This is a genomic window from Ureibacillus sp. FSL W8-0352 (assembly GCF_038004345.1).
GTDB classification, from domain to species: domain Bacteria; phylum Bacillota; class Bacilli; order Bacillales_A; family Planococcaceae; genus Ureibacillus; species Ureibacillus thermosphaericus.
On sequence record NZ_JBBOQT010000001.1, the window covers coordinates 2,067,721 to 2,090,525 of the forward strand.

Sequence of the window (22,805 nt, forward strand, 5' to 3'; positions counted from 1 at the left end):
CTCCCAAAATTCTATTCAATGACAAGATTTAGCTTCGAAAAGAAATCCATCTGATTCTTTAATCGTTGAGAAACTTCTTCACTGTATTTCACTTCAATTCCAGCTGTAATTAAATTCAGATAGGTCATTACGGAAGCAATAGAAATCATCCCTTTAGAATAAACCTCAATATCAGTGGTTAGGCAGATATCTGCAAGGCGGCCAACCGGTGATAATCGGCGATCAGTCAAGACAATCAAGGTTGCACCCTGTTCCTTTGCAATTTGGGCGATTTGTAGTGTTTCTGTTGCATAACTAGGCATGGAAACGAGGAAGACAACCGTTTCTCTACCGTTTTCCATGATAAAGCTGCTAAAAGGATGATGCTCTCTTGACAAAAGCATCACATTATCCCGCATCATGGACATTTTTAAATAAAACCAGCTTGCGGAAGAATGCGAGGCAAGGAATCCACCGATTTTTACAAAATCAGCCGTCATTAATAAATCGATAGCTTGGTGAAACGCTCTTTTATCCATCTTTTTCAACATTTCTTGAATAATCTTCGTTTCCCGCAGAACAATTTTTTCTAACATTGTATCCACCGGATCTTCTTGCGCTGTTTCTTCATGTGAAACGTTTTCCTTACCGGAAGTTTCCAAAAATTCTTTTTGCAATTTTCGCTGCATTTGCGAAAAACTGTCAAAACCCAGGCTATAGGAAAGACGGATAACCGTTGTTTCACTTAAATTTACTTTTTTGGCAATTTGGGCAACTGTAGACATGCAAAACTCTATCGGACTGTCGGTTAAATATTCTGCAACTCTCCGCTGTCCGGGAGATAATTCCCTGAATTTTCCGGCAATTAACTGTTCGATTTTCTTTTCTGTCTTCATATGTACCACCTCTTTTATATGGTGAATTTTTTGCTACATTTTATATAAATAGAGAATTATATCATTCTTAGTTGTATGAAATTATATACTCAACTTTCGCAGAGTAATATCTTATTGCAACTCTTGATATGACTGTTTTATATCGTCTTTCATTATTTCTCTTGTTTTTTATTGATTTTATTTTTTTAAAAGAAAAAGACACCTATCTTTTGGTAAAATTATGGTGAACAAACCAAATACCAAAGAAGGTGTCACCATTATGATAACGAAAAAAGATACTTTTGCACAACTACCAAAAGAACTTGAACGAAGATTTTCTGAATTAAATATAGGCAAACATTTGAGAAAAGCGAGAATTACTAAGGGATTTGGTTATTCATGCTTATCTATTTTCCGTCTTATTTTTTTGCTTGTTTTCCAATATAAAAATTGGTTTCAAGCACTTCAAAGTAAGAAAGCCGTGGACTTACCTAAAAAAGATACGATCTACCGTTTTCTAAATTCATCTACTTATGCTTGGCGAACTTTTTTACTTTCCTTATGTCAAGATCTTACTGGACGTATAAAAAAGCTTACATCAAACAACAGAGTGAAGGTGTTTATTGTTGATGATTCACTCTTTTCACGCAACCGAAGCAAGTCTGTTGAACTTCTTTCACGAGTATTTGATCATACAGAGAAACGATTCTATAAGGGGTTTCAGTTGCTTACTCTTGGTTGGTCTGATGGATATTCTTTTCTACCTGTAGACTTTGCTTTATTGAGTTCAGCGAAAAAGGAAAATCAACTTAACGGGGTCGATGAATCCATTGATAAACGCACTTCCGGCTACAAGCGTCGTCTTGAAGCACAACAAGATAAGCCAAGCGTTGTCTCTGCTTTATTGGATCATGCCTTAAATGCAGGAATTACAGCTGATTATGTGTTAATGGATACTTGGTTTACGCATGAGCCTTTGATTGAAAAAATCACGGATAAAGGTTTATTTGTCATTGGTATGGTCAAGCAGCTAAAACAACGTTATTTCATAGATGGTGAAGCCCATACTCTGGATGAACTCTTTAAAAAAGCAAAGCGTACCATGGAAAAGAAAGACCTACTCGGTTCGATCCATGTTCATCTTGCAAAAGGACGACAAGTCAAGATTGTATTCGTGCGTAACCGCAATAAAAAGAGTGAATGGTTAGCCATTTTGAGTACAGATACCACACTTTCAGATGAAGAAATTGTGCGTATTTACGGGATGCGCTGGGACATCGAAACATTTTTCAAGTGTACCAAATCATTGCTTAACCTAGCAAAAGAATTTCAAGGTCGTTCGTATGATCTGTTGATTAGTCATACAACGATTGTGTTTACTCGCTTTATACTCTTAGAGTGGGAGCGTAGACAAAACAACGATCCTAAAACGATTGGAAATCTCTTTTTTCTATTATGTGAAGATGTAAAAGATATGAATCTAGAGAGTGCATTGAATCAATTATTAGCGATCTTCCAAACATTAGCAGAAGCTAATGTTTGTTTGAACATGGAATTATTTAAAAGTAAAGTACAAGAATGGATTGCGTCTTTACCCAATTACATCAAGAGAAGTCTGACAATTTCTGTGTGCGAAAGTTGAGTTATATATTAAATAAAATATTTAGACAAGTTCTTTTTTTTTATTTTTCTAAATAATCGGTTTGTTTTTTATCACCTCAAACAATACCGTAAATTGGTTAAAACAAATAATTTTCAATGTATGTCTAAAAGCTACAAGTACTAATAATGCATCGATGGATATTATTGGGATTACGAAAAAAAAATGTACTTTAGCTAACCGTTACTGTCTTTTATGAAATTAATTAATGGCTACATAAATTACTAGAGCGAATATAACAAAAATAGGCTGGTTTAAGCCCGATACAAAAACCGAACTCAAACCAGCCAAACAGTTTCATTATAAATATTTTACCTATTTAGAGTAACGTCATAAGTTTGATGACAGGAACAATTTTTTTACAACTTATATAAGAAATAATTACAGAACTTTATAAAAAACTTAACGCAGTTCTCCTGCCACTTTTACGCGGATTCTCGTCGCATTTCCCGGCAAGTATGCGAGCGGAACGTCTTCAATATCAACAATCACCAAGCTGTCTTTATTTGCTCCTGCGGTCACCGCTTCTTCCTTCGCTTCTTCCTTCGCCGCTTCCAATGCATTTTCCCGGCCGACCTCATCGAGCAGATAAATTTTTTCAATTTGACCGCTCACTTGGGAGATAGCCGAACCGATGGCATTGGCAACTCCCGAATGCTCCGGACGGATAACTTCGGAAGCCCCCTCTAATTCCGTCGGCAGGAGAATGCTTCCGCCGCCGACGAGAATAACTGGAATCGGATCAGCGCTCGTTTTCATCTTATCGATCGCTTCTTCTACCATCTCTACCATTTTGGCATAGACCCGTTCCAATAGCGCCCGGTCCAAATGAGCCACTTTGGCTGGATCGCCGAGCTCTGCTTTCCCGAGAGCAACGGCAACGTCTGTTGCTGTAAGGGTATCTCCGCCAAAAATCAGCGCTTTTTCCGGCAGACGGTAGCCGACACTGTCCGGCCCAATGGTGAAATCCCCATTATCTTTCATGCGAATTATTGTCCCGCCGCCTAGACCGATGGAAACTAAGTCCGGCATGCGGAAGTTCGTGCGGGCTCCGCCGATTTCCACCTCTAAGGAAGATTCCCGCGGGAAGGAATTTACTAAAATCCCCACATCCGATGTTGTTCCGCCTACGTCAACGACAATTGCATCGGTTAAATCTGCTAAGTAGGAGGCGCCGCGCAGGGAGTTTGTCGGTCCGCAAGCGACGGTAAAAATCGGATATTTCACGGCGTAATCAACGGACATTAACGTTCCGTCATTTTGCCCGAAAAAGACGTTTGCGTTAATTCCTTCATTTTTCAGCGCCTGAATAAACCCGTCCGCAGCGGTTTTTGCCACATTCACAACGGAAGCATTCAGGATGGTCGCGTTTTCTCTTTCCAGCAGGCCGACCGAACCGATTTCTGAAGATAAGGAAATTGCGACGTCCGGGCCTAATACTTCGGCGAAAATATCCCGGGCCCGTTCTTCATGAACCCGCGACACCGGAGAAAATACGGATGTAATCGCAATCGAATCGACTTTGCCTTTTACTTCATTGGCAATCTCATATAGATGGGCTTCATCTAACGCTGCGATTTCCCGGCCGTCAAATTCATGTCCGCCGCGCACGAGATAGACGTATTTGCCTAGCGCTTCCTTCAAATCTTCCGGAACGCCGGTCAATGGCTTCACCGCTAACGTAGCCGGTGCGCCAATCCGGACGACGGCTACATTGTTCAGTCCTTTTCGCTCCACAATCGCATTGGTGCAATGGGTTGTCCCGAGCATGGCATAGCGGATGTTTTCCCGGTCGACATTGGCTTCAGTGATTACTTTATGCATCGCATTATAAATGCCCGTTGTAACATCCGGCGTTGTGGATGCTTTCGTTTCTGAAACAATTTCATTATTTTCGTCTAATAAAACTGCGTCTGTATGGGTTCCGCCTACATCAATTCCGATACGATAAGTTCCCATTATTTCGCCGCTCCTTTCACCAGTTCTTCCACCGGAACATAATCTACATCATAGCCAAAATATCTCGGCCCGACGGTTTCGATTCCCTTCTTCGTCCGCCATTTCGGATGACACGGGATGCCGATGACAACACATCTTGCCCCATAACGGATTCCTTCCGTCGTAATCGGCAGCCCTGTCTCTGCGTCAAGGACAGCAATCAAGTCCGGTGTGACACAAAGCAGCTGTTTTTCCGTCTGGGCAATGAGATGTTCGTTTTGGAACCGGAGCTTTAATGTTTCATCCTTATATTTGTCCATGCCTTCAAAGGTGGCAACGCCTCTCGCAAAGCCTGTTTCCGTTTTCCGGTCAATATCGGTTACTTTTCCGCGGAATAATTCAAAGCCGCCCACCGTCTTCAGCACCTCTTCGATGGCATTGGCATTATTCTCCTTCGCTAGGCGAATCGTTTTTCCGATTTCTTCTTCCAGCTGTAAAATGTTTGGAATGCCGCTTGCTTTAATATCTTTTCCGCGCATCGAATACATAGCGTTCATAACGGACCCGCCCATTTGTATCGTTGCCGCCCGGGCAATTCGTTCCGTCCATACGTTATCGATCGTCGACAGCAATGCGGTATTTCCTTTTTCGTCGGCAATGACAGCCGGCGTAGCGGAAATGCCGTCCAGGTAGAAGGTAACCATTTGCAGTTCCGGGAATGCACGTCCCATGCCGTCCGCATCAACGACCGGAAGCCCTAATCTGGCGGCGAGGACGAAAGGCAGCATCGAGTTTAATCCGCCGGCTTCAATCGGAAACGTGGCATAAATTTTTTCTCCTACATATTCTTCCAGCTGCTTAAAGGCGACAATCGCCTCTTCCCCGTTCGGCACTTTTTCAAGCATAACTGTCGGCGCCCCCATCATCGAAGACGGAACGAGCAGGGCATCGTCGGGAACTTCCTCCGGGTCTAACACAGTGACCGGCCCAAATTCTTCGATCGCCTGCAGCGCCATTAATTTTCCGATGTAAGGGTCTCCGCCGCCGCCGGTGCCCAGCAATGCGGCTCCTACGGCAATATCTTCTATCTCTTGTTTCCCTATTTTTCTCATTTCATCCATTACCTCCTGCATACGAATTGTTGTACCTATACGCTTCCCTTCCTGTAACGATTAAGGAGAAACCGCTCCAAGATTTTAGGCGGTCATGGAGCGGAAATCCCCTAATTTTTATACTGCATCCCCAGCTACATCGCTTTTTGCCTTTTTGACGACCAATGCGCCGATATAGTACACGACACCGCTGATGATCAAGGAATTCAGCGAAGGAATGCCGATGGTGATGACGTAACCGGAGGCAAATCCGGCCGCCCAGGCAATCAGCGTAATCGGATGCATTTTTCCGATATTTTCCGGCAACGTTCCCTTTTCCCTTGTTTCGTCCAGTTCTTTCCGGTACGTTTTTAAGATAAAGTATTCGACCACGATAATTCCCGCAATCGGCGGAACGAGTACGCCAAGGAATGTCAGAAAGGCAACAAAGTGATCTAGAATTCCCATTACCGACAACACCGTTCCTATGACGCCGATGACCAATGTAACCATGCCGCGATTTAATTTGATGTTAAACATCGAGTCAAAAATATTTGTAAAACCTAATGAAGAGGAATAAAGGTTCAAGTTATTAATTTTAACCGTCGATAGAATCACGACCAAGGCTCCAAACCAGCCGGAAGTTTGCACCATAATGCTGACAACGTCATTCGTTCTCGCAGCAAGGGCGAGGAGTACCGCAATCATATTAATTCCCAGTTCGCCGACAAGCACCCCGATGGTCGCCATCCAAAATACGTCTTTGCCGCTTTTCGCAAACCGGCTAAAGTCCGGAGTAATGACCGCACCAATGATAAATCCGCCAGCAACCATCGTTGCCGCTGCGCCCATGGACAACGCCTCCCCGGCCGGTGCAGCAGAAATCAATTGGCCAATGGAATGTTCGCTCAACACATCGAAAAAGCCGTAGCCGACCGCCAATAGAAAGAGCGGGACGGTAATCGTCGCGGTAATACTTAATAATTTAAAGCCAAAAATAACAAGCACGGTGACACTCAAACCTGTAATGACCGCCGCAGTGGCAAGCGGAAGTTTTCCTCCGGTGGACTGGACAATTCCTTCCGCAAATACTGAGTTTTGGACGCCAAACCAGCCGACACAGGAAATGGCGATGACCCCGCCGATAATGCTTGACCCGTATCGGCCAAAGCCGGTATACCGGGACAATAGACTCGTCGAAAGTCCTTCTCTCGCACCGGCATAACCTAACAGAAAACTGATAACCTGTAAAATGACACTGCCGAGCATCGTTGCCCAAAAGGCTTCCCAGAAGGTCATTCCGTATCCAAGGGACGCCCCCAGTATAAACTGGGAAATCGTTGCCAGCGCCCCGACCCGTATAATTGTTATGCTCCAAAGGGATTGCCTTGCCGACATCGGCACCCTTGTCAGCGAATAGTCATCCCCAATATTTACTTTCTTTTGCATAAGTTTTCCCCCCAATTTCGTGATTCGGAACTTAAACATGAGGGATTTCAAAAATCGTAAAACCCGCATGTTGAATGACGAAATTTTCTTGAAATTTAATAAAAATCCCATTATCAGCTTTTTTCAGAAATATATTGTTAAAAATTTTCTTTCGTGGTGGTTATGCATACTTTTCGTCCAGCTCATCAAACAACGCCCGGATGATTTGAATGGCAAGGGTTACTTGCTCCTCAAAAGCATCATCCTTATACAGCTTGATTCCCCAAAAAACGCCGTTGCCGATCAGCACAAACTGTTTAATGATCCGGTCAATTTCAGCAGCTGTAATGTTCGGATAGCTTTTTCGCAACAAGGATTCCAGCGACTCGGACAGCCACTGATTGTAACGCTGCATATGCTGAAAGAGATGGCTGGAAATTTCTTTCATCGGCGCGGTGACGAGGGAAATATACGCATCCGTTCCCTCCATATCCCTTTTGTGGTGAGCTACGATTCCGTGAATCATCGCAACGAAAATCTCTTCAACAGGCCTGTCCTGATTTTCTTTAACGATGCTCTCCATCTTCCGGAAATGGTTATCCAGAAGCTGTTTAAATGCAGCCATAAACAATTCTTCCTTATTTTTGTAGAAAAAATAAATGGACGCCGGCTTAATGCCAACTTCATCCGCGATTTTCCGCATTGTGGCGCCGTGATATCCGTGAATCGCATATAGCTTTATGGCTGCATCGATTAATTTTGTATGCAATATATCACCACCTAACGATTGTTAGGTACGATTATATATGCAGCTAATTTGATTTGTCAATAAATTATTTGATAATTTTCATTTCATAAAATTTTTTCTTTATTCTAAAAAAGCGGAACCAATACTGGTACATAAACATTGGTTCCGCTTACGAATTTTTTAAATATTTTTTTGATTTATTCCGTCTAAGAAAAAAAATTCCTTTTTCTCTTCAAATATGAAAAAACGAAGATACAATGCTTTATGCAAAACAGAAATCACAAAAAAACAAAGGAGAGGTTTATATAATGCAATGTGTAGCTTATGTTCGAACTTCGAATAAAAACCATGCAGATGAAAAATTGAGAATGCAAAAAGAGCTAATTAAGGATTTTGTCTTGGAAAAAGGTTGGAAACTCACATACGTTTATGTCTGATATTGATTCTGGGTTTGGTAAAAATAAAAATTTAAAATTAATGATTGAAGATGCCCGTCAAGGTAAGTTTGATATTATCGTTGCAACAGATCCTTCAAGAATTTTAAGAAGTACTGAACTATTATCGGAAAATGGAAATCTTCGTAATACGAACAAAGTCCATATCGTAACAGTTGATAATCGGATTAATACCATTCAAAACGATAAAGATTAATTATTAAATATTTGCAGTTTGTTTTTCGAACAAATCGAGAAAAGAAGTGGGTTAATTAAAGCCGGGATAAAACGAAACATTCTATCAAAACACACAGTTAATCAAACGATTAAATAATCCTATAAAAAAAGAAACCGCAGAAGCTATGTAGCATAAGCGAATACTTAGCTGAAATTTTCTGCGGATTCAATAAATGAAAGGAGAAGTACAATGATTAACAAACTAGAAAATATGAAAATAGTTATCTATACAAGAACGAATGGATCAACAATAAGATATTCACAGATTTTGAATTCACTATTAACCAATTTTTTAATTGAGTATAAAAAGGATAGTTTCAACGGAAAAAGAAATTCATATAAACGTCGTATTGAAGAATATTTGTCAAAGTCAAATAAATAATGTAACCCGAAAAAAAGCGAGAACCGCAGAGGTTACGTAACCATTCACATTGTTGGTTATGTAATTCTGCGGATTTTTTTATATTGAAAAATTATAAAAGGGAGAGCGATAAATCATGAATAGATCAGAAAACACCGTTGAGCGAATTTTTGCAGATACTTCGCTCACTTTCATGGATGTTATAAATTCCATTATTGATCATAAAATTGAAGAACTCGTCAATAATGCTAGTAAGGTAAACACTGCTACATCTCAAAAAGACGAGAAGGAGTATGATTCAAAATGAGATGTGCAGTTTATGTTCGTGTTTCTACCGATAAAGAAGAACAAAAAGATTCCTTAAAATATCAGCAAGAACTGTTTTATAATTATATAGCGGAAAAAGGTTAGGATATTTACAAATTTTATATTGACGTTGAGAGCGGGACGACGGCAAAACGAGAAGAACTTCAAAAACTGATTGAAGATGCTCAGGATAAGAAGTTCGATATCATTCTTGCCAAAGAGTTATCACGTCTTGCCCGAAATGGAGAGTTATCCTATAAAATCAAAAACTTATGTGAAAACCAAGGGATTCACATTATTACATTAGATAATGCGATCAATACATTAACAGAGAACACTCATATGTTTGGCCTTTATGCATGGATGTACGAACAAGAATCTCAAAACACGAGTAATCGTGTGAAAGAGACATTAAAAACTCGAGCAAAAAATGGACTTTTTAAAGGATCAAACCCTCCATATGGGTATGAAGTAAGAGATGGAAAATTGTATATCCGAAATGATGAAACACCAAATATTGTTAGACGAATTTTTAAAGAATATTTGGAAGGAAACGGACGACAAAGTATTGCAAGACGGCTATATAACGAGGGAGTTCCAACCCCTGCTCAAATAGCTGGAAAAGCAAACGCAGGAGATAAGTGGCATGATTCTACAATTAGATGCATCTTGACAAATCCCCATTACGTTGGGGATCTTGTTCAAGGAAGAACAACGACAGTAAGTGTAACAAGTAAAAGAAGAAAAAACGTTCCTAAAGAAGAACAGTTTATTATCAAAAATGCACATGAGCCAATTATATCTAGGGAAACGTTTGATGCTGTCCAAAATCAATTAGAGCAGAGAAGAAAATATATTACAGCACCCAAGATACATCTTTTTACTAATGTCCTCTTTTGTGCCGATTGTGGTACAGGTATGTGGTTCCGAAGCAATCGAGACGGATACATTTGTGGGGCTTATGCGCGTCATGGAAAAAAAAGCTTGTACCGCCCACACAATAAAAGAGGATTTTTTAAAAGAAACAATTCTAAATGACATAAAATCCTTAATTCATCAAATTGACAAAGAGCAATATTTAAAGAAGATGGAGAGAAAATCGAAAAGTACAAAATCGGATTCTCAAAAGAAAATCAATAAGATTAACAAACAGATGGATGTTTTAAAAAATCGAAAAAGGAAATTCATCAACCTGTTAGCTGACGGAATCATTACCAATGAAGAATATCAAGAGAGTATTGAAGCAACGAACAAGGATTTAACTGAATTAATGGAACAGAAAAATGAACTTCTTTCATTGATGGAAAGCGAGGATGTAATCGAAACGATTGAAAAGCTCAAAAAGGAATTACTTCAATTCCTAAATTTCGATGAATTAACCGAGGATATTCTTCATCGACTGATTAATCGAATCGAGGAAAAAGAGGACGGTACACCAATAATTCATTACCGGTTTGCCACACCAAAAATTGCATAGAGGCAAGAGAGAAACCTTATCTTGCCTCATTTTTTTATTTTAAAACTATCTGCGAAACGCACTCAACGTGTGTTGACTATACAGTAAGAACAATTATTCAGAAGTGGATAGTGTTTGCTGTTTTCTTAATACCCGTGTTCAAGATGTTATTTCTTTAGAACTATATCCTGAAACAAGCAATTCTGGTGCTACTGCCGCATCATTCCGATTCGCTGTGGTCAACACAGGAGATAAAATGATTCCCTCGGCAGTGGTGAAGAGATGGAGCTTATATCCTTTAAACCAGTGGTATCGGGTGGCCGCTCCTCATTTTGCTTGCGAATCGTAAAAACTACTTCGAAGTTCCGTGCTGTCGGATCCACACAATTTGGGGATACCGTACTTCTAAATCTTTGAGCAGCTGTGCGCGAAAAACAGGAAATCCCTGTTCTCAACCACTTCGCCGCGCGGAAAAACGAGGAGGGACTTCCCGAAGCCCGCAAGCTCGCTGAAAATAGCGAAAACGCCGGAGGATGGGCCTAACATAAAAGAAGTACACTTCATATCCAACACCTAATAATTTACATATAACCAAATAAAAACCTTAGTTCCCTATATGTGTAGTGGAACTAAGGTTTTCAGGCTTTCTTCTATAATCTATCATGTACCTTAATTATTTAAATTTAACGCACGATATAAGAACACTGCAAATTCAGCTCGTGTCGTTTTAGAACGTGGATCAAACATTCCACCTTTTCTACCAGTTGTTACCCCATTTTGATAAAGGATTTTTATATTTTCTTGATGAGCAGGCGAAGCGGATTTTAAATCAGATAATTTTACTTGAACATGGTTTTGAGCTTTTAAAGAAAACGCACGAACTAAAATAGTCGCCATTTGTTCACGGGTTAATACATCATTAACACCAAATGTTCCATCTGCTTTTCCCTTAAAAATGCCTTTTGCTTTTGTTGCAGCAATTTCTTTAGCATATGGATGATTTTCATTCACATCTTTAAAAGCGTTTAAATCAGTTGGAATCTCAAGATTTAATGCACGCTGCAACATAACAGCTGCCTCAGCGCGTGTAATCGCTTTGTTTGGATAGTAGTTTCCTTTATCATCTAGAGAAATGACATTTTGACTGATTAAATGTTGAATTTCATTATAAGCAAATTGACCCTCTTTCATATCGGCAGGAGTTTGTCCTGTTTTTGGTTTATTCACTTTTTTATTTTCTAAAATGTCAAAAATAATTTTCGCATGATCAGTGTTGTCAATTTTACCAGCAAAACGTTCAATTTGCGGTCCGTATCCATAAACCGCTACATCTTCTCCAGTATGACCGCCTGTTGTCCAACCAGTAACAGAACGGGTATTAAAAATTGCTTCAATCGCATCATCAATTGTTCTAAGGTCTTTCGTTTGCGCAGCGTCTTCTACGGATTTAATTTCTTCTTCCGTTAAATCAAGAGCAATATATTTCTTTAATGTTTCTCTCACATTTGCACCATTGACGATTTTTTCTGCCATAAAATCAGGTGTTCTTTTCGCTGCTTTGATTGGCTCTGGGAACCAGTTATAAATACCATTAGCTCCTAATGAGAATCCCCCTGTAGAATGGTCTGCTGTTAATACGACTAAGGTTTCACCGTCTTTTTTCGCAAAATCAAGAGCTACTTTAAAAGCTTGTTCGAAATCTTCCATTTCAGACATTGCCGCTACAATGTCATTATCATGTCCAGCCCAGTCAATTTGGCTTCCTTCAACCATTAAGAAGAAACCATTTTCGTTTTTACTTAAACGTTCAATCGCTTCTCTTGTCATTTCTTCTAGATCCGGAGTTTCTTCAGTACGGTCAATGCGTTTAGGAAGACCGCCTTCAGCGAACAATCCTAAAATACGTTCGTTATTGTCTTTTAACAATTCATCTTTATTTGTCACAAAACTGTATCCATCTTTTTTAAATTCTTCGACTAAACTCCGATCTTCACGAATGAAGTTCTTAAGTCCTCCGCCTAACATGACATCAATCTTATGTTGGCCATTGATTAATTCGTCATAGTAGTCATCCGCAATCGCATTCATGTTCTTTCGGTTCACATCATGGGCACCGTAAGCAGCCGGTGTTGCGTGCGTAATTTCTGATGTCGCTACAAGACCTGTCGACATTCCTTTTTCCTTTGCTGCTTCCAATACCGTTTTTACTTCCGTCTTATCATTATCAACCGCGATAGCCGCATTATACGTTTTAATACCGGCTGACATCGCTGTTGCTGCAGAAGCAGAGTCCGTGATATTTTGATGTTCATCTTCTGGATTTGTAGATTGCATACCAATTAAGTAGTCATCAAATGTTGTATTTTCGACAACAAATGTATCAGGGTTATCTTTCATATAACGATGTGCTGTTAGGTAAGAAACCCCCATTCCGTCCCCTATCATAAAGATGATATTTTTAACTTGCTTCGGTTTTGTCTCAGCTTTGACAACATCATGATTCGTTACTAAGCTGCTGACTCCTAAACTAGAAGCTAACGTGAACGCCGTTAATCCTCTAAAAAACTTCTTCTTGTCCAAATACAAAACCTCCTTACAATGTTTTATATCAATAATAAACATACAACGATTGTATTAATAGATTATGAATTTTCTATTAATATTTGTAAAATTTCCGAAAATACAATAACAATTAAACTTGACCAACTGTACAAAAACTGTTCATTCTTCACGTAATGCTTCGTAAGCCCGAAATAAAAATAGCGCACCTTTCGGTACGCACGACGAATGGCCAGCTAACTGAAAATTTTTTCGGTTAGCTGGCTATTTTGCACATGTGGCTTGGATATTTTCAGACCAAGGCAGATAGTCATGTAAAATTTCAGGTTGCTGATGAATTGGTAAATTAGGAAGATCTGTCATCAGCTTTACTAAATATCGATAGAAGTCAATCCCATTTGCTTTGGCTGTTTCAGCTAAACTTAAACAAATCGCATTTGCTTTTGCACCTGCTTCGCTAAAAGAAAAAAGCCAGTTTTTTCGACCAATCACATTGGGACGAATGGCATTTTCAGCTGGATTGTTATCAATGGCAACGTTTCCGTTATCGAGAAACACCTTTAACTCTTCTTTTCGGCTCAATGTATATTCCGCAGCTTTCGCAATGGCATTTTTACCGAAGAAAGGTGAGCGATCAATCCAATCAAAAAATTCGTCGATGATGGGTTTAGCTTCTTTTTGCCGAATTTGCACACGTTTTTCTGGTGACAGATGTTTTATTTTACGCTCGATATGAAATAACCGATCACAATATTCCACACCTATTCGACCATTCTTACTGTCTACTTTTAACCAATATCGACGTACATGGGCCCAACAGTTGGCGAATTTCACATTAGGCAATTGATTGTAAGCTGAATAACCATCGCAAATGACAGTTCCTTTAAAGTCCTTGATTAAATCTTCTAAGATAGCTCGTCCACGAGATAGAGCACTCTTAAATAAAACAATAATCGGACCTTCACTTTGGACGCTACGACACACCCAATTATAGGCGTTTGATTGAGGAGCCTTTCCATCGGAACGTTTGATGATTTTCGAATAAGTTTCATCAATGTGTAACACTGATTTTTTCATTAGCTGCTGCTTCATCAAGTCATATAAGGGCTGTAGCCAATCTTCAGATACACGAATGACCCAATTCGATAAATTTTTATCATTCGTTAGTAAACCATAACGTTCCCATTCCTTTACCTGACGATAGAGAGGTAAGTACTGAATAAACTTATCATAAATAAGTTTCGCTAGAACAGTAGGCCCGGCAATACTTCTTTGAATGGCACCTTGTGGTGCTTTCCCACGTTTAATTTGAGCTTTTTGTAAGTTGTCTTTTTTACATGTTTTACATTCGTATACATGTTCAAAATGTTGTACCCGTTTCATTGTTGCTGGAATAAATTTCGCCTCTTCACGCACAAGGACTGAACTAAATTCCACCATTTCTCCATGGCAACAGTCACAAATTATGTTTTCTGGATGATGATGAATTTCTTCTATTTCAATATCTCCACGAAAGGAATCATTTCGCTTTTTATTTGTCTTTTTACGAGTAACGGTATAACAAATTGTTTCCGTGCTTTGTTCTTCTGTGTGCTCAGATTCGTTAAAAAAAGGGTCATCTTCATCTTCAAATAAAGAAATTTGCCCATCAGGCGCTCGATACTTAGACTTTTCAGATTTAGAACCATATAAAGCTTTTGTTAATTGGCGAACTTGTTCAGTTAACACCTCAATTTGTTTCAACGATTGCTCCAATTTCTTTGCTAATTCGTTATTCTGCTTATTTGAATGTGCTAATTGTTGTTCCAGTAATTGAATCAATCGTTCTTTTTGTTGCATAGAAGTGTTGCCCAAATCATTCACCACATTTCGTTCAATATATACTATGGATAATTATACCATTGAAAGTGTTTTGATTAAAAGACACCTTTTTTAGATTTTACAATAGCCTTCGGTTGTTGAAGGGATAATCCTTCTAACAACCAACGTAGTTCTTGTTGAGAGAGTTTTCTTACTTCATTTTCATTTTTTGGCCATTGTAATTTTCCATTATCCAAGCGTTTATAAAGCATCGCAAATCCATCACCATCGAAATACAAACATTTATAGCGATCCTTACTCCAACCTGAAAATAGAAAAATTGAATCACCATATGGATCTAATTGAAACGAATCTTGAATGAGCGTAGCCAGACCATCGATACCTTTTCGCATGTCGGTCTTCCCGCAAATAATATAAATATTTTTTACGCTCGTAAAATCATGTTTCATAGATTTTTCAACTCCCTCATAATGGTTTGAATAATGTGCTCATCTACGCCATTAAAGAAGGAAATCTCAGCGAGAGCAGTTTTAATGACGCAACCTGGTTTAGCTGCATCATGTGGAGAATGAAACGAAGTAGCTTCAGTTGGAAGAGGATTAAGTTTAACAGGGACAATTGTTAATTTATTTTTGGACATAGATATGGCACCTCCTTTAATTGATACGTCTATCGTACCGAAGGTGCCAAATATATTATATGCGTTATTTGATTACGGGCTTACAATGCTTCAAAGAGATATGCCATTATTTTTACACCAATTTACATTCATTTAATTTATATTAAAAGAAAATTCATATTTCTTTATTATCATAAATTTATGCTACTTAAAAATTTCGTTTTAGGAGGAACACGAATGGTGAAATATGTTCCATTGATTTTAAGTTTTATGCTGTTATTTGGATGTTCAGCCAATCAAGATAAAAAAGAAGAAATAACCCGGACAAAAGCTGCTAATCAAAGCGAAATAAGAGAAAACGAAGCAAATAAGACCGAGTATTCAAAGACAGAATATAGCGGTAATCCTCAAGTTACAGACGATTCGTCATTACAAAAAGCCGGTGATTCGTTTTGGGATGAAAAAGGAAAATTGATATTAGAAGACATAAAAGAGGTGAACAAAACGTATAAAATCGGTCCTATAGAGTTAACCATATTAGATGTCAAAGTACTTCATTATCTTCCAGCATATAACTTAATTGATTTTTTCCATGGATTTACACATGAAGCAGAAGACTTTGATTTTATAAGAGTGCAGATGAAGATTAAAAATACAACAAATGAAGAAGTATACTTCGCACCAATCGCTTTATTAGAAACAAGCTCAGGGGAAAAGATGACTTGGGAAAATGATTTTTATCTTGAAGAATTAAACGGCATGTATAGCGGCAGCGAAGAGAAGATAGGCAACATGGGATTTCCTTTAAATAACCATGTTCATGGGCAAGAAGACAAAGCTAAGAGTAATCATTTAGAATGGATCAAACTAATGACAAGTGAAGTGCTAAATAAAGAACATAAAGAAATTGCCGGCAAAAAAATAATAGAAATAAAATTCTAATAGTGCGACTTTAACTTTGAAAAGAAGAGTGAAGTTCATTGATCAGCCTGAAAGCTGAATGAAATAGGTGTACTTGTTTATAGAAGTTTAGCCAAGAAAACCTGTCATCTTGCCGTCAGAATGAATCAGCTTTAGACAAGAGAGGACTTTCCCTCTCAATTGTCCGACTTTCATACTCTTTTGCATAGATCATCTACAACTTGCTTTTTCTTAAAAGCCGGTGACATTGGAATATGAAATGTTCTGCCTTTTTGTATTTGAATTGCGAATAACTTCATTCGAAAAATTCGTCTTTATTAAATTGCTTTAATGTTTGTTGAGCAGCAGAACTCATTAACTTTAACTTATAGTTTTAGTTTTCGCTCGTTTTGCATTTATGATGGTTTCGAAAAAGTGTTGTCAAACAGAATAAAGACCGAAAAATAAACTTTTGACATGGAAAAGGGGAAAGGGCTTGAGAAATAAGGATTTCCCTTCCCCTTTCCCTTTTTTCTCGCAAAACTTTATTTTAATTTTCGCACAAGTTTATTCAGTTTCTACAATTTCAAGGCTAGTTTCGCTACACACTCCACATGTGTCGTCTGCGGGAACATGTCCACCGGTGTAATCTCCACCGTTCTGTATCCCCCGTCTTCCAAAATACGCAAGTCCCGCGCTAAAGTTGAAGGGTTGCAGGATACATACACCACCCGATTTGGTTTGTATTCGATGATGGTGTTCAGCAATGCCTGGTCGCAGCCTTTGCGCGGCGGGTCGACAACAAGCACATCCGCGCGTTTTCCTTCCTGATACCAACGAGGAATTACTTCTTCCGCAGGTCCAGATTCAAAGTAAGTGTTTGTAAAACCGTTCAGCTCTGCATTGCGTTTTGCGTCCTCAATGGCTTCCTCTACAATTTCAACCCCCATCACTTGTTTTGCTTTTTTTGCTAAAAACAAGGATATTGTTCCGATGCCGCAATAGGCGTCAATCACTGTTTCTTCTCCCGTTAACCCTGCATATTTCAAAGCTTGGTTGTATAATACTTCCGTTTGAATCGGGTTTACTTGGTAAAAGGAGCGGGCAGAGATTTCAAACCGGATGTCGTCGATGGTATCTTCAATCGTTTCCTGACCCCACAGCACAATCGTTTCTTTTCCTAAAATGACATTCGTTTTTTCACTGTTCACGTTTTGTACGATGGATGTAACATGCGGAATGAGCTTTCGAATCACTTCCACCGCCGCATCCTTCTGAGGAAATTTGCGTTTTTTTGTAACGAGCACCACCATCACTTCGCCAGTAGCTCTTCCTGTCCGCACAATCACATGGCGCAACATTCCTTGATGAGTCGTTTCATTGTAAGGCTCGATCCCGATCTTCTCCAACTCTTTTTTCAAATTGGCCATGATGATATCCGCCTCACTCATTTGAATGAGGCAGCGCTCCATATCAACGATTTGATGGGTTCTCGCTTTATAGAAACCTGCAATTGGACCTGTTTCACTCATAGCAAAAGGGATTTGCGATTTGTTGCGGTAATTCCAAGGGTGTTCCATTCCTTTGATTGGTCGTACTGGTGCATCAATTTTTCCAATGCGTTTCATGACATTGCGAACCATGTTTTCTTTCCATTGCAACTGGGCTTCATAAGATAAATGTTGCAATTGGCATCCACCGCACTTTTCAAAGTAAATGCAAGGCGCGTCTACCCTGTCAGGTGAAGGTTCTTTCAATTCTACAATTTTGGCAAAGCCGTAGCTTTTTAACGTTTTTAATACATGCACTTCCGCCGTTTCTTGAGGCAACGCTCCATGGATAAATAATGGATAACCATCCACTTTTCCCACGCCCAGGCCATCATGGGTCAAATCTTCTATATAAACCGTTACTCGATCATTTTTCTTTACGGGTGCTGTCATACATTCCGTCCTCCATTTCGTTTTTCTTTGTCGCACGGAGTTTTTATTAAAATCAAACAAATATTATTCTACCTCAAAATAGGAAATGGATATATTTAAATTTCACCTTTTTTTCGAACCGCTTGTAAAATAGAACTATCAATATGTATCGTGTGGATGAAGATGGACTTTTATCTTGTCGCATTGTTTTGCCATTACCTTTCATAACAAAGAAGAAGCCGTTTGGTTGCCGAAATTGGTCACAACAAGCTTCGAAGTTTCATAAACCCGTCACCCCAAGTGAATTTCATTTTGCAGTGTTTGTCATTACTATGCTGGCTTATTTATCCGCATTTTATTTTTTTATAATCAGGCATCAGAATTGGCAAAATGGTTTTTCATCGGATTTTTAGGTTCCATAATCGTGAATGCGATTTTTCCGCATCTTATTACAACCATTTTGATGAAAAAGTATGCACCCAGGCTTATCACTGGTTTATTCCTAAACATTCCATTCAATTTATTCATCATCGTTCAAATGTTCCTAAACCATTATATTACCTGGAAAGAGCTTATCATATCAACTATTGCGGTTGGAAGCCTTCTACTCGCTCTGATTCCGTTATTATTTAAAGTGGGAGGAAGAATCGCTTCTTCCCGTGAACAAAAATAAAATACTCTCGCAGCTTTCGCGAGAGTTTATTTTTCTTCTTCCCTAACCCCTTTATCTAGTGGCGCTGTGAAAAAGGCAATCACAAGAGAAAGTAGAACCGTCAAAAACGGCGCTACAAATATCATGAATTCATTCATGGCAACCCCTCCTATTAGGCATGAAAATCCTTTTGATTCCCAGTAAGGTATTCTTTATTAAATAAAAACAATCGAAACAGTAAATAGAGTGACGGAATAAGCAAACATAGTCCCGCAATAAAGGCAATCACAAGAGAAATGGCCATTTCTTGATTCGTAAACCCTTCATAGATTGTTAAATGGGGATAGAGTAAATATGGATAATGGGAAATACCGTATGCAAAAAATGCAAATAAGAATTGAAGAATCAACAACCCCACTGAAAGCCCAAGACCCCGTTTCTTCCAAATCAGCCAAACCGTCATCAAAAATAACATCCCAGAGATGCCAAACATCGGCCAAATGGAAATCATATTTCGAAATCGTTCCGGGTTATGCTGTTGCATTTGTATGATGATTGCAACGGCCATAAAAATTAACGGTCCTGCCCAAATGAGCGCATACTTTCTCATTAATTCATGCGCTTCCCAATCTTGCGCTTTCCATGCATACCATGTTAAAAACACGGCAGATATATATAACACACTGGCAATACTTAAAAGAACGATGCTCCAAGTTAAGGGACTTGTAAACAAAGCCCAAAAATCTAACTGAGGGCGATCATTGATTATCTCAACAAATCCACCTTCTGAAATCGTCAACACAACAGAAAGTGATGAAGGAATGAGTAAGCCTGATACTCCATAAGCAAATGCATATCCTTTATGGCCTCTTGATCCGTACGATTCAAAGGCATAATATGAACCTCGTACCGCTAATAAAATGATTGCAATGCTTACAGGTACGAGCAATACCGTTCCGTAATAGAAGGCAGTTTGCGGAAAAAATCCAACTATGCCGACAAAGAAAAATACTAAAAAAACATTCGTCACTTCCCATACAGGGGATAAATATCGTTGAATAATATTCGATAAAATATGTGATTTGTTCGTTAATAAACTATAAGCGTTAAAAAATCCTGCTCCAAAATCGATTGAAGCGACAATGACGTACCCGAAAAGGAAAATCCATAACACAATAATTCCTAACACTTCTAGATTCATCGTACGCCCCCTTCCACTTCAGCCATTCGGTCTTGGATCTCCTGTTCAATTGGGTTAGCACGGTACATTCTACTTAATACGACAATGCTTCCAATTCCTAAAACGATGTACAAAATACAGAATAAAATAAACATCATATCGACATGTTCACTCGTTGTAGCTCCTTGTGCAGTTCGCATATATCCTCTTAAAATCCATGGCTGTCTCCCTACTTCTGCAAGCCACCAACCAGTTTCTATCGCAATAATGGATAATGGTCCTCCTAAAACGGTCAACCATCTGAACCATGCCTTTTTAATGAATTGCCATCCTCTCCATACACCAGCAACATAAAGTATTGAAAGTAACGTCATAAACATTCCAATAAATACCATGATATTAAACAAATAGTGGATATAAAGCGGAGGAATTTCATCTTCAGGAAATTCATTTAGACCAATCACTTCTGCCATTGGATTTCCATGAGCTAATATGCTTAAAGCGTAAGGAATTCGAATGGCAAGCTTTATATTTTCCTCTTGATCCATAAATCCTAACAATATAAGTGATGCTGCTTCTTCTGTTTCAAAATGCCACTCTGCAGCAGCCAATTTTTCAGGTTGATATTCTGCTAAAAACTTTCCTGAAAAGTCCCCAATCACCGCCGTAGCAATCGAAAAGATTAGTCCCAACTTCATCATCAAAAACAACGATTTTTTATAATAGATGTGGTTTGAACCTTTAAGTAGACGAAAAGCGGCAATGGATGCTAGTAAGAAGGCGGATGTCATATAGGCAGAGGCTAATACATGGGCTACTTTTGTTGGCATTGATGGGTTAAACATCGCAACAAGCGGTTGAATATTCACTAGCTCACCATTTACCAATTCAAATCCTTGTGGCGTATTCATAAAAGAATTCACAACGGTGATAAATACGGCAGACATCGATGCACCAATCGCCACAGGGATAAGGAGGAGCATATGTTTTGTTTGATTATCAAATCGATCCCACGTATATAGATAAATTCCTAAAAAAATAGCTTCAAAGAAAAAGGCGAAAGTCTCCATAAACAATGGTAACGCAATCACTTGTCCAGCCAATCGCATAAAGTTCGGCCACAACAGTGATAGTTGCAACCCAATTGCCGTCCCTGTCACGACGCCAACTGCAACCGTAATGACAAACCCTCGTGTAATACGCCTTGCAAGCAAAATATAATGCTCATCATTATTTTTCATCCCTACCCATTGAGCAATCATAATCATAAGCGGAACGCCGACTCCAATGGTTGCATAAACAATATGAAAGGATAATGTTAATTCCGTTAACATTCGACTCCAAAACACAGCGGACTCGTTCATCAAAAGTCATCCTCCTAACTACCGAAAATCCTTCCAATCATCGAAAGAAACATAATGATAGCCACACCAAAAGTTAAATACACCAACCATTTTTCTTGCTTTTTATACATTTCATATAAACTCCTTTCATCTCGAGTTATTTTGTGTAAATAAAAAAAACCTATGCAAATGCTTATGTAACATGCATTTGCATAGGTGTAAGGACTCTTAGCACATTTTTTTCGAGTCAAACTAAACGCGATCTTGTTCGCGAATATCATCAATTGGTACAAAAACTTCAATATGTCTTTTTAGATTTTTAAATGTTACTGGCGCTTTTCCACCTAATTCCCCATCTAAATTAATCAACACGTCCTCATCCGATGATACTTTCACGACATTTGCCTTACGATAAATTACATGTGGATCACTTAAATGTTCTCCTCGAAGTGCTAGCGTAAGGACTTTAATGAAATCAGCTAAACTACATTTTTTTAAAATCATCATCGTAAATTTGCCATCGTTAATACTTGAATCTGGAGCAATTTTTTCAAACCCACCGACTGAGTTCGTGAGTGCACATAAAAAGGCCATCACTTCGCCTTCATACACTTCTCCGTCCATTTCAAATCGCATATTGGTTGCTTTGATGGAAGGAAGCATTTCAATTCCTTTGATGTAATATGCTAGTTGCCCTAAAACCGTTTTCATTTTTATTGGTACTTCATAGGTTAACTCTGTGATGCGTCCACCTGCTGCTATGTTGATAAAATAGCGTTCCTCATTTAATAATCCAACGTCGACTGGGATTGTATCACCTTTTACAATCACATCAACCGCATCTTCAATTTTCCTAGGAATATGAAGGGCACGAGCAAAATCATTTGTTGTTCCCATTGGAATGACACCGAGCTTTGGACGTTTTTCAAAAGAGCTGATTCCCGAAACGACTTCGTTTAATGTCCCATCTCCACCAGCAGCAACAACTATATCAAATCCACGTTCAACAGCTTTTTCTGCAGCAGCTTTTGCATCACCTGCGCCAGTTGTTGCATGGCAAGATGTTTCATACCCAGCAATCTCCAGCTTTTCTAGCACTTCAGGCAAGTGCTTTTTAAAAGTTTCTCTACCTGATGTTGGATTATAAATAATTCTCGCTCTTTTCATGTTTTCGCCATCCTATTTATTCTTTTAAATTAAAAACGTTTATGTATCTTTGAATGTTCCTTATGATGAATGAAATTAACAAGAGAAAATTCCCAATCCAACGAAAGGGAATTTTCTTAGTTTAACAAA

22 protein-coding genes and 3 pseudogenes are annotated in these 22,805 nt (G+C 38.9%); 9 read left to right on the top strand and 16 right to left on the bottom strand.

Features of this window, described 5'->3' with window-relative positions:
- Nucleotides 1-11: 11 nt before the first annotated feature.
- The gene (locus NST98_RS10560; RefSeq protein WP_340715085.1) at nt 12-875 is read right to left on the bottom strand and encodes a MurR/RpiR family transcriptional regulator; all 864 of its coding nucleotides are present in this window, start codon (nt 873-875) and stop codon (nt 12-14) included.
- Between the two features lie 259 nt (nt 876-1,134).
- On the opposite strand from NST98_RS10560, the gene NST98_RS10565 reads away from it, so the two are divergent.
- Nucleotides 1,135-2,496 carry an IS4 family transposase gene (locus tag NST98_RS10565; RefSeq protein ID WP_340715722.1) on the top strand — a complete coding sequence of 454 codons (1,362 nt, stop codon included), beginning with the start codon at nt 1,135-1,137 and terminating at the stop codon, nt 2,494-2,496.
- A gap of 420 nt (nt 2,497-2,916) precedes the next feature.
- On the opposite strand, the gene NST98_RS10570 is transcribed toward NST98_RS10565, so the two are convergent.
- The 4 genes from NST98_RS10570 to NST98_RS10585 form a co-directional block, all read right to left on the bottom strand.
- Nucleotides 2,917-4,473 carry a hydantoinase/oxoprolinase family protein gene (locus tag NST98_RS10570; protein ID WP_340715086.1) on the bottom strand — a complete coding sequence of 519 codons (1,557 nt, stop codon included), beginning with the start codon at nt 4,471-4,473 and terminating at the stop codon, nt 2,917-2,919.
- The gene (locus NST98_RS10575; RefSeq protein ID WP_340715723.1) at nt 4,473-5,564 is read right to left on the bottom strand and encodes a DUF917 domain-containing protein; all 1,092 of its coding nucleotides are present in this window, start codon (nt 5,562-5,564) and stop codon (nt 4,473-4,475) included. The genes NST98_RS10570 and NST98_RS10575 overlap by 1 nt, the downstream gene beginning before the upstream one ends.
- Before the next feature lie 117 nt (nt 5,565-5,681).
- A complete protein-coding gene (locus tag NST98_RS10580; protein WP_340715087.1) occupies nt 5,682-6,992 on the bottom strand; it encodes a purine-cytosine permease family protein in 1,311 nt (436 codons plus the stop codon).
- A gap of 160 nt (nt 6,993-7,152) precedes the next feature.
- On the bottom strand, nt 7,153-7,740 hold the full coding sequence (locus tag NST98_RS10585; RefSeq protein ID WP_340715088.1) for a TetR/AcrR family transcriptional regulator: 588 nt from the start codon (nt 7,738-7,740) through the stop codon (nt 7,153-7,155).
- Nucleotides 7,741-8,027: 287 nt separating this feature from the next.
- On the opposite strand from NST98_RS10585, the gene NST98_RS10590 reads away from it, so the two are divergent.
- The 5 genes from NST98_RS10590 to NST98_RS10610 all read left to right on the top strand — a co-directional run bounded on the left by NST98_RS10590 (nt 8,028) and on the right by NST98_RS10610 (nt 10,534).
- The gene (locus NST98_RS10590; RefSeq protein WP_340715089.1) at nt 8,028-8,156 is read left to right on the top strand and encodes a recombinase family protein; all 129 of its coding nucleotides are present in this window, start codon (nt 8,028-8,030) and stop codon (nt 8,154-8,156) included.
- Nucleotides 8,149-8,370 (top strand): recombinase family protein, encoded by a 222-nt coding sequence (locus NST98_RS10595; RefSeq protein WP_340715090.1) that lies wholly within the window; start codon nt 8,149-8,151, stop codon nt 8,368-8,370. The genes NST98_RS10590 and NST98_RS10595 overlap by 8 nt, the downstream gene beginning before the upstream one ends.
- A gap of 517 nt (nt 8,371-8,887) precedes the next feature.
- Nucleotides 8,888-9,058, top strand: coding sequence for a hypothetical protein (locus NST98_RS10600; protein ID WP_162835916.1), 171 nt, complete (start codon nt 8,888-8,890; stop codon nt 9,056-9,058).
- 122 nt (nt 9,059-9,180) lie between these two features.
- Nucleotides 9,181-10,095 carry a recombinase family protein gene (locus tag NST98_RS10605; RefSeq protein ID WP_340715724.1) on the top strand — a complete coding sequence of 305 codons (915 nt, stop codon included), beginning with the start codon at nt 9,181-9,183 and terminating at the stop codon, nt 10,093-10,095.
- Between the two features lie 49 nt (nt 10,096-10,144).
- Nucleotides 10,145-10,534: a hypothetical protein gene (locus NST98_RS10610; protein ID WP_340715091.1), complete on the top strand. Its 390-nt coding sequence runs from the start codon at nt 10,145-10,147 to the stop codon at nt 10,532-10,534.
- A gap of 168 nt (nt 10,535-10,702) precedes the next feature.
- Here NST98_RS10610 and NST98_RS10615 read toward each other — a convergent pair.
- From NST98_RS10615 to NST98_RS10640, 6 genes and pseudogenes are all read right to left on the bottom strand, one after another.
- Nucleotides 10,703-11,048: pseudogene (locus tag NST98_RS10615) on the bottom strand (transposase); the annotation flags it as partial.
- 134 nt (nt 11,049-11,182) lie between these two features.
- Nucleotides 11,183-11,704, bottom strand: coding sequence for an S-layer homology domain-containing protein (locus tag NST98_RS10620; protein ID WP_244151156.1), 522 nt, complete (start codon nt 11,702-11,704; stop codon nt 11,183-11,185).
- Between the two features lie 27 nt (nt 11,705-11,731).
- Nucleotides 11,732-13,135 (bottom strand): annotated as a pseudogene (locus NST98_RS10625) (alkaline phosphatase); the annotation flags it as partial.
- Nucleotides 13,136-13,336: 201 nt separating this feature from the next.
- Entirely contained in the window at nt 13,337-14,911 is a 1,575-nt protein-coding gene (gene tnpC, locus NST98_RS10630) for an IS66 family transposase (protein WP_445684053.1), read from the bottom strand.
- A gap of 77 nt (nt 14,912-14,988) precedes the next feature.
- Nucleotides 14,989-15,342 carry an IS66 family insertion sequence element accessory protein TnpB gene (gene tnpB / locus NST98_RS10635; protein ID WP_340714537.1) on the bottom strand — a complete coding sequence of 118 codons (354 nt, stop codon included), beginning with the start codon at nt 15,340-15,342 and terminating at the stop codon, nt 14,989-14,991.
- The gene (locus NST98_RS10640; protein ID WP_340714536.1) at nt 15,339-15,533 is read right to left on the bottom strand and encodes a hypothetical protein; all 195 of its coding nucleotides are present in this window, start codon (nt 15,531-15,533) and stop codon (nt 15,339-15,341) included. The genes tnpB and NST98_RS10640 overlap by 4 nt, the downstream gene beginning before the upstream one ends.
- A 4-nt stretch (nt 15,534-15,537) precedes the next feature.
- Here NST98_RS10640 and NST98_RS10645 point away from each other — a divergent pair, with 4 nt between their 5' ends.
- Both NST98_RS10645 and NST98_RS10650 read left to right on the top strand, forming a co-directional pair.
- Nucleotides 15,538-15,669: a hypothetical protein gene (locus NST98_RS10645; protein WP_340715092.1), complete on the top strand. Its 132-nt coding sequence runs from the start codon at nt 15,538-15,540 to the stop codon at nt 15,667-15,669.
- 80 nt (nt 15,670-15,749) lie between these two features.
- Nucleotides 15,750-16,454: a hypothetical protein gene (locus NST98_RS10650; protein WP_340715093.1), complete on the top strand. Its 705-nt coding sequence runs from the start codon at nt 15,750-15,752 to the stop codon at nt 16,452-16,454.
- A gap of 536 nt (nt 16,455-16,990) precedes the next feature.
- Here the strand turns inward: NST98_RS10650 and rlmD are convergent.
- A complete protein-coding gene (gene rlmD, locus NST98_RS10655) occupies nt 16,991-18,355 on the bottom strand; it encodes a 23S rRNA (uracil(1939)-C(5))-methyltransferase RlmD (RefSeq protein ID WP_340715094.1) in 1,365 nt (454 codons plus the stop codon).
- Nucleotides 18,356-18,527: 172 nt separating this feature from the next.
- On the opposite strand from rlmD, the pseudogene NST98_RS10660 reads away from it, so the two are divergent.
- Nucleotides 18,528-19,007 (top strand): annotated as a pseudogene (locus NST98_RS10660) (HXXEE domain-containing protein).
- 26 nt (nt 19,008-19,033) lie between these two features.
- On the opposite strand, the gene cydS reads toward NST98_RS10660, so the two are convergent.
- From cydS to NST98_RS10675, 4 genes are all read right to left on the bottom strand, one after another.
- Nucleotides 19,034-19,144: a cytochrome bd oxidase small subunit CydS gene (gene cydS, locus NST98_RS17325; RefSeq protein WP_016838744.1), complete on the bottom strand. Its 111-nt coding sequence runs from the start codon at nt 19,142-19,144 to the stop codon at nt 19,034-19,036.
- Nucleotides 19,145-19,158: 14 nt separating this feature from the next.
- Complete coding sequence (locus tag NST98_RS10665) at nt 19,159-20,187, bottom strand: cytochrome d ubiquinol oxidase subunit II (RefSeq protein WP_340715095.1); 1,029 nt, start codon at nt 20,185-20,187, stop codon at nt 19,159-19,161.
- Entirely contained in the window at nt 20,184-21,533 is a 1,350-nt protein-coding gene (locus NST98_RS10670) for a cytochrome ubiquinol oxidase subunit I (RefSeq protein ID WP_340715096.1), read from the bottom strand. Before NST98_RS10670 ends, NST98_RS10665 begins: the two co-directional genes overlap by 4 nt.
- A 228-nt stretch (nt 21,534-21,761) precedes the next feature.
- On the bottom strand, nt 21,762-22,676 hold the full coding sequence (locus NST98_RS10675) for a diacylglycerol kinase (protein ID WP_339287793.1): 915 nt from the start codon (nt 22,674-22,676) through the stop codon (nt 21,762-21,764).
- Nucleotides 22,677-22,805: the final 129 nt, after the last annotated feature.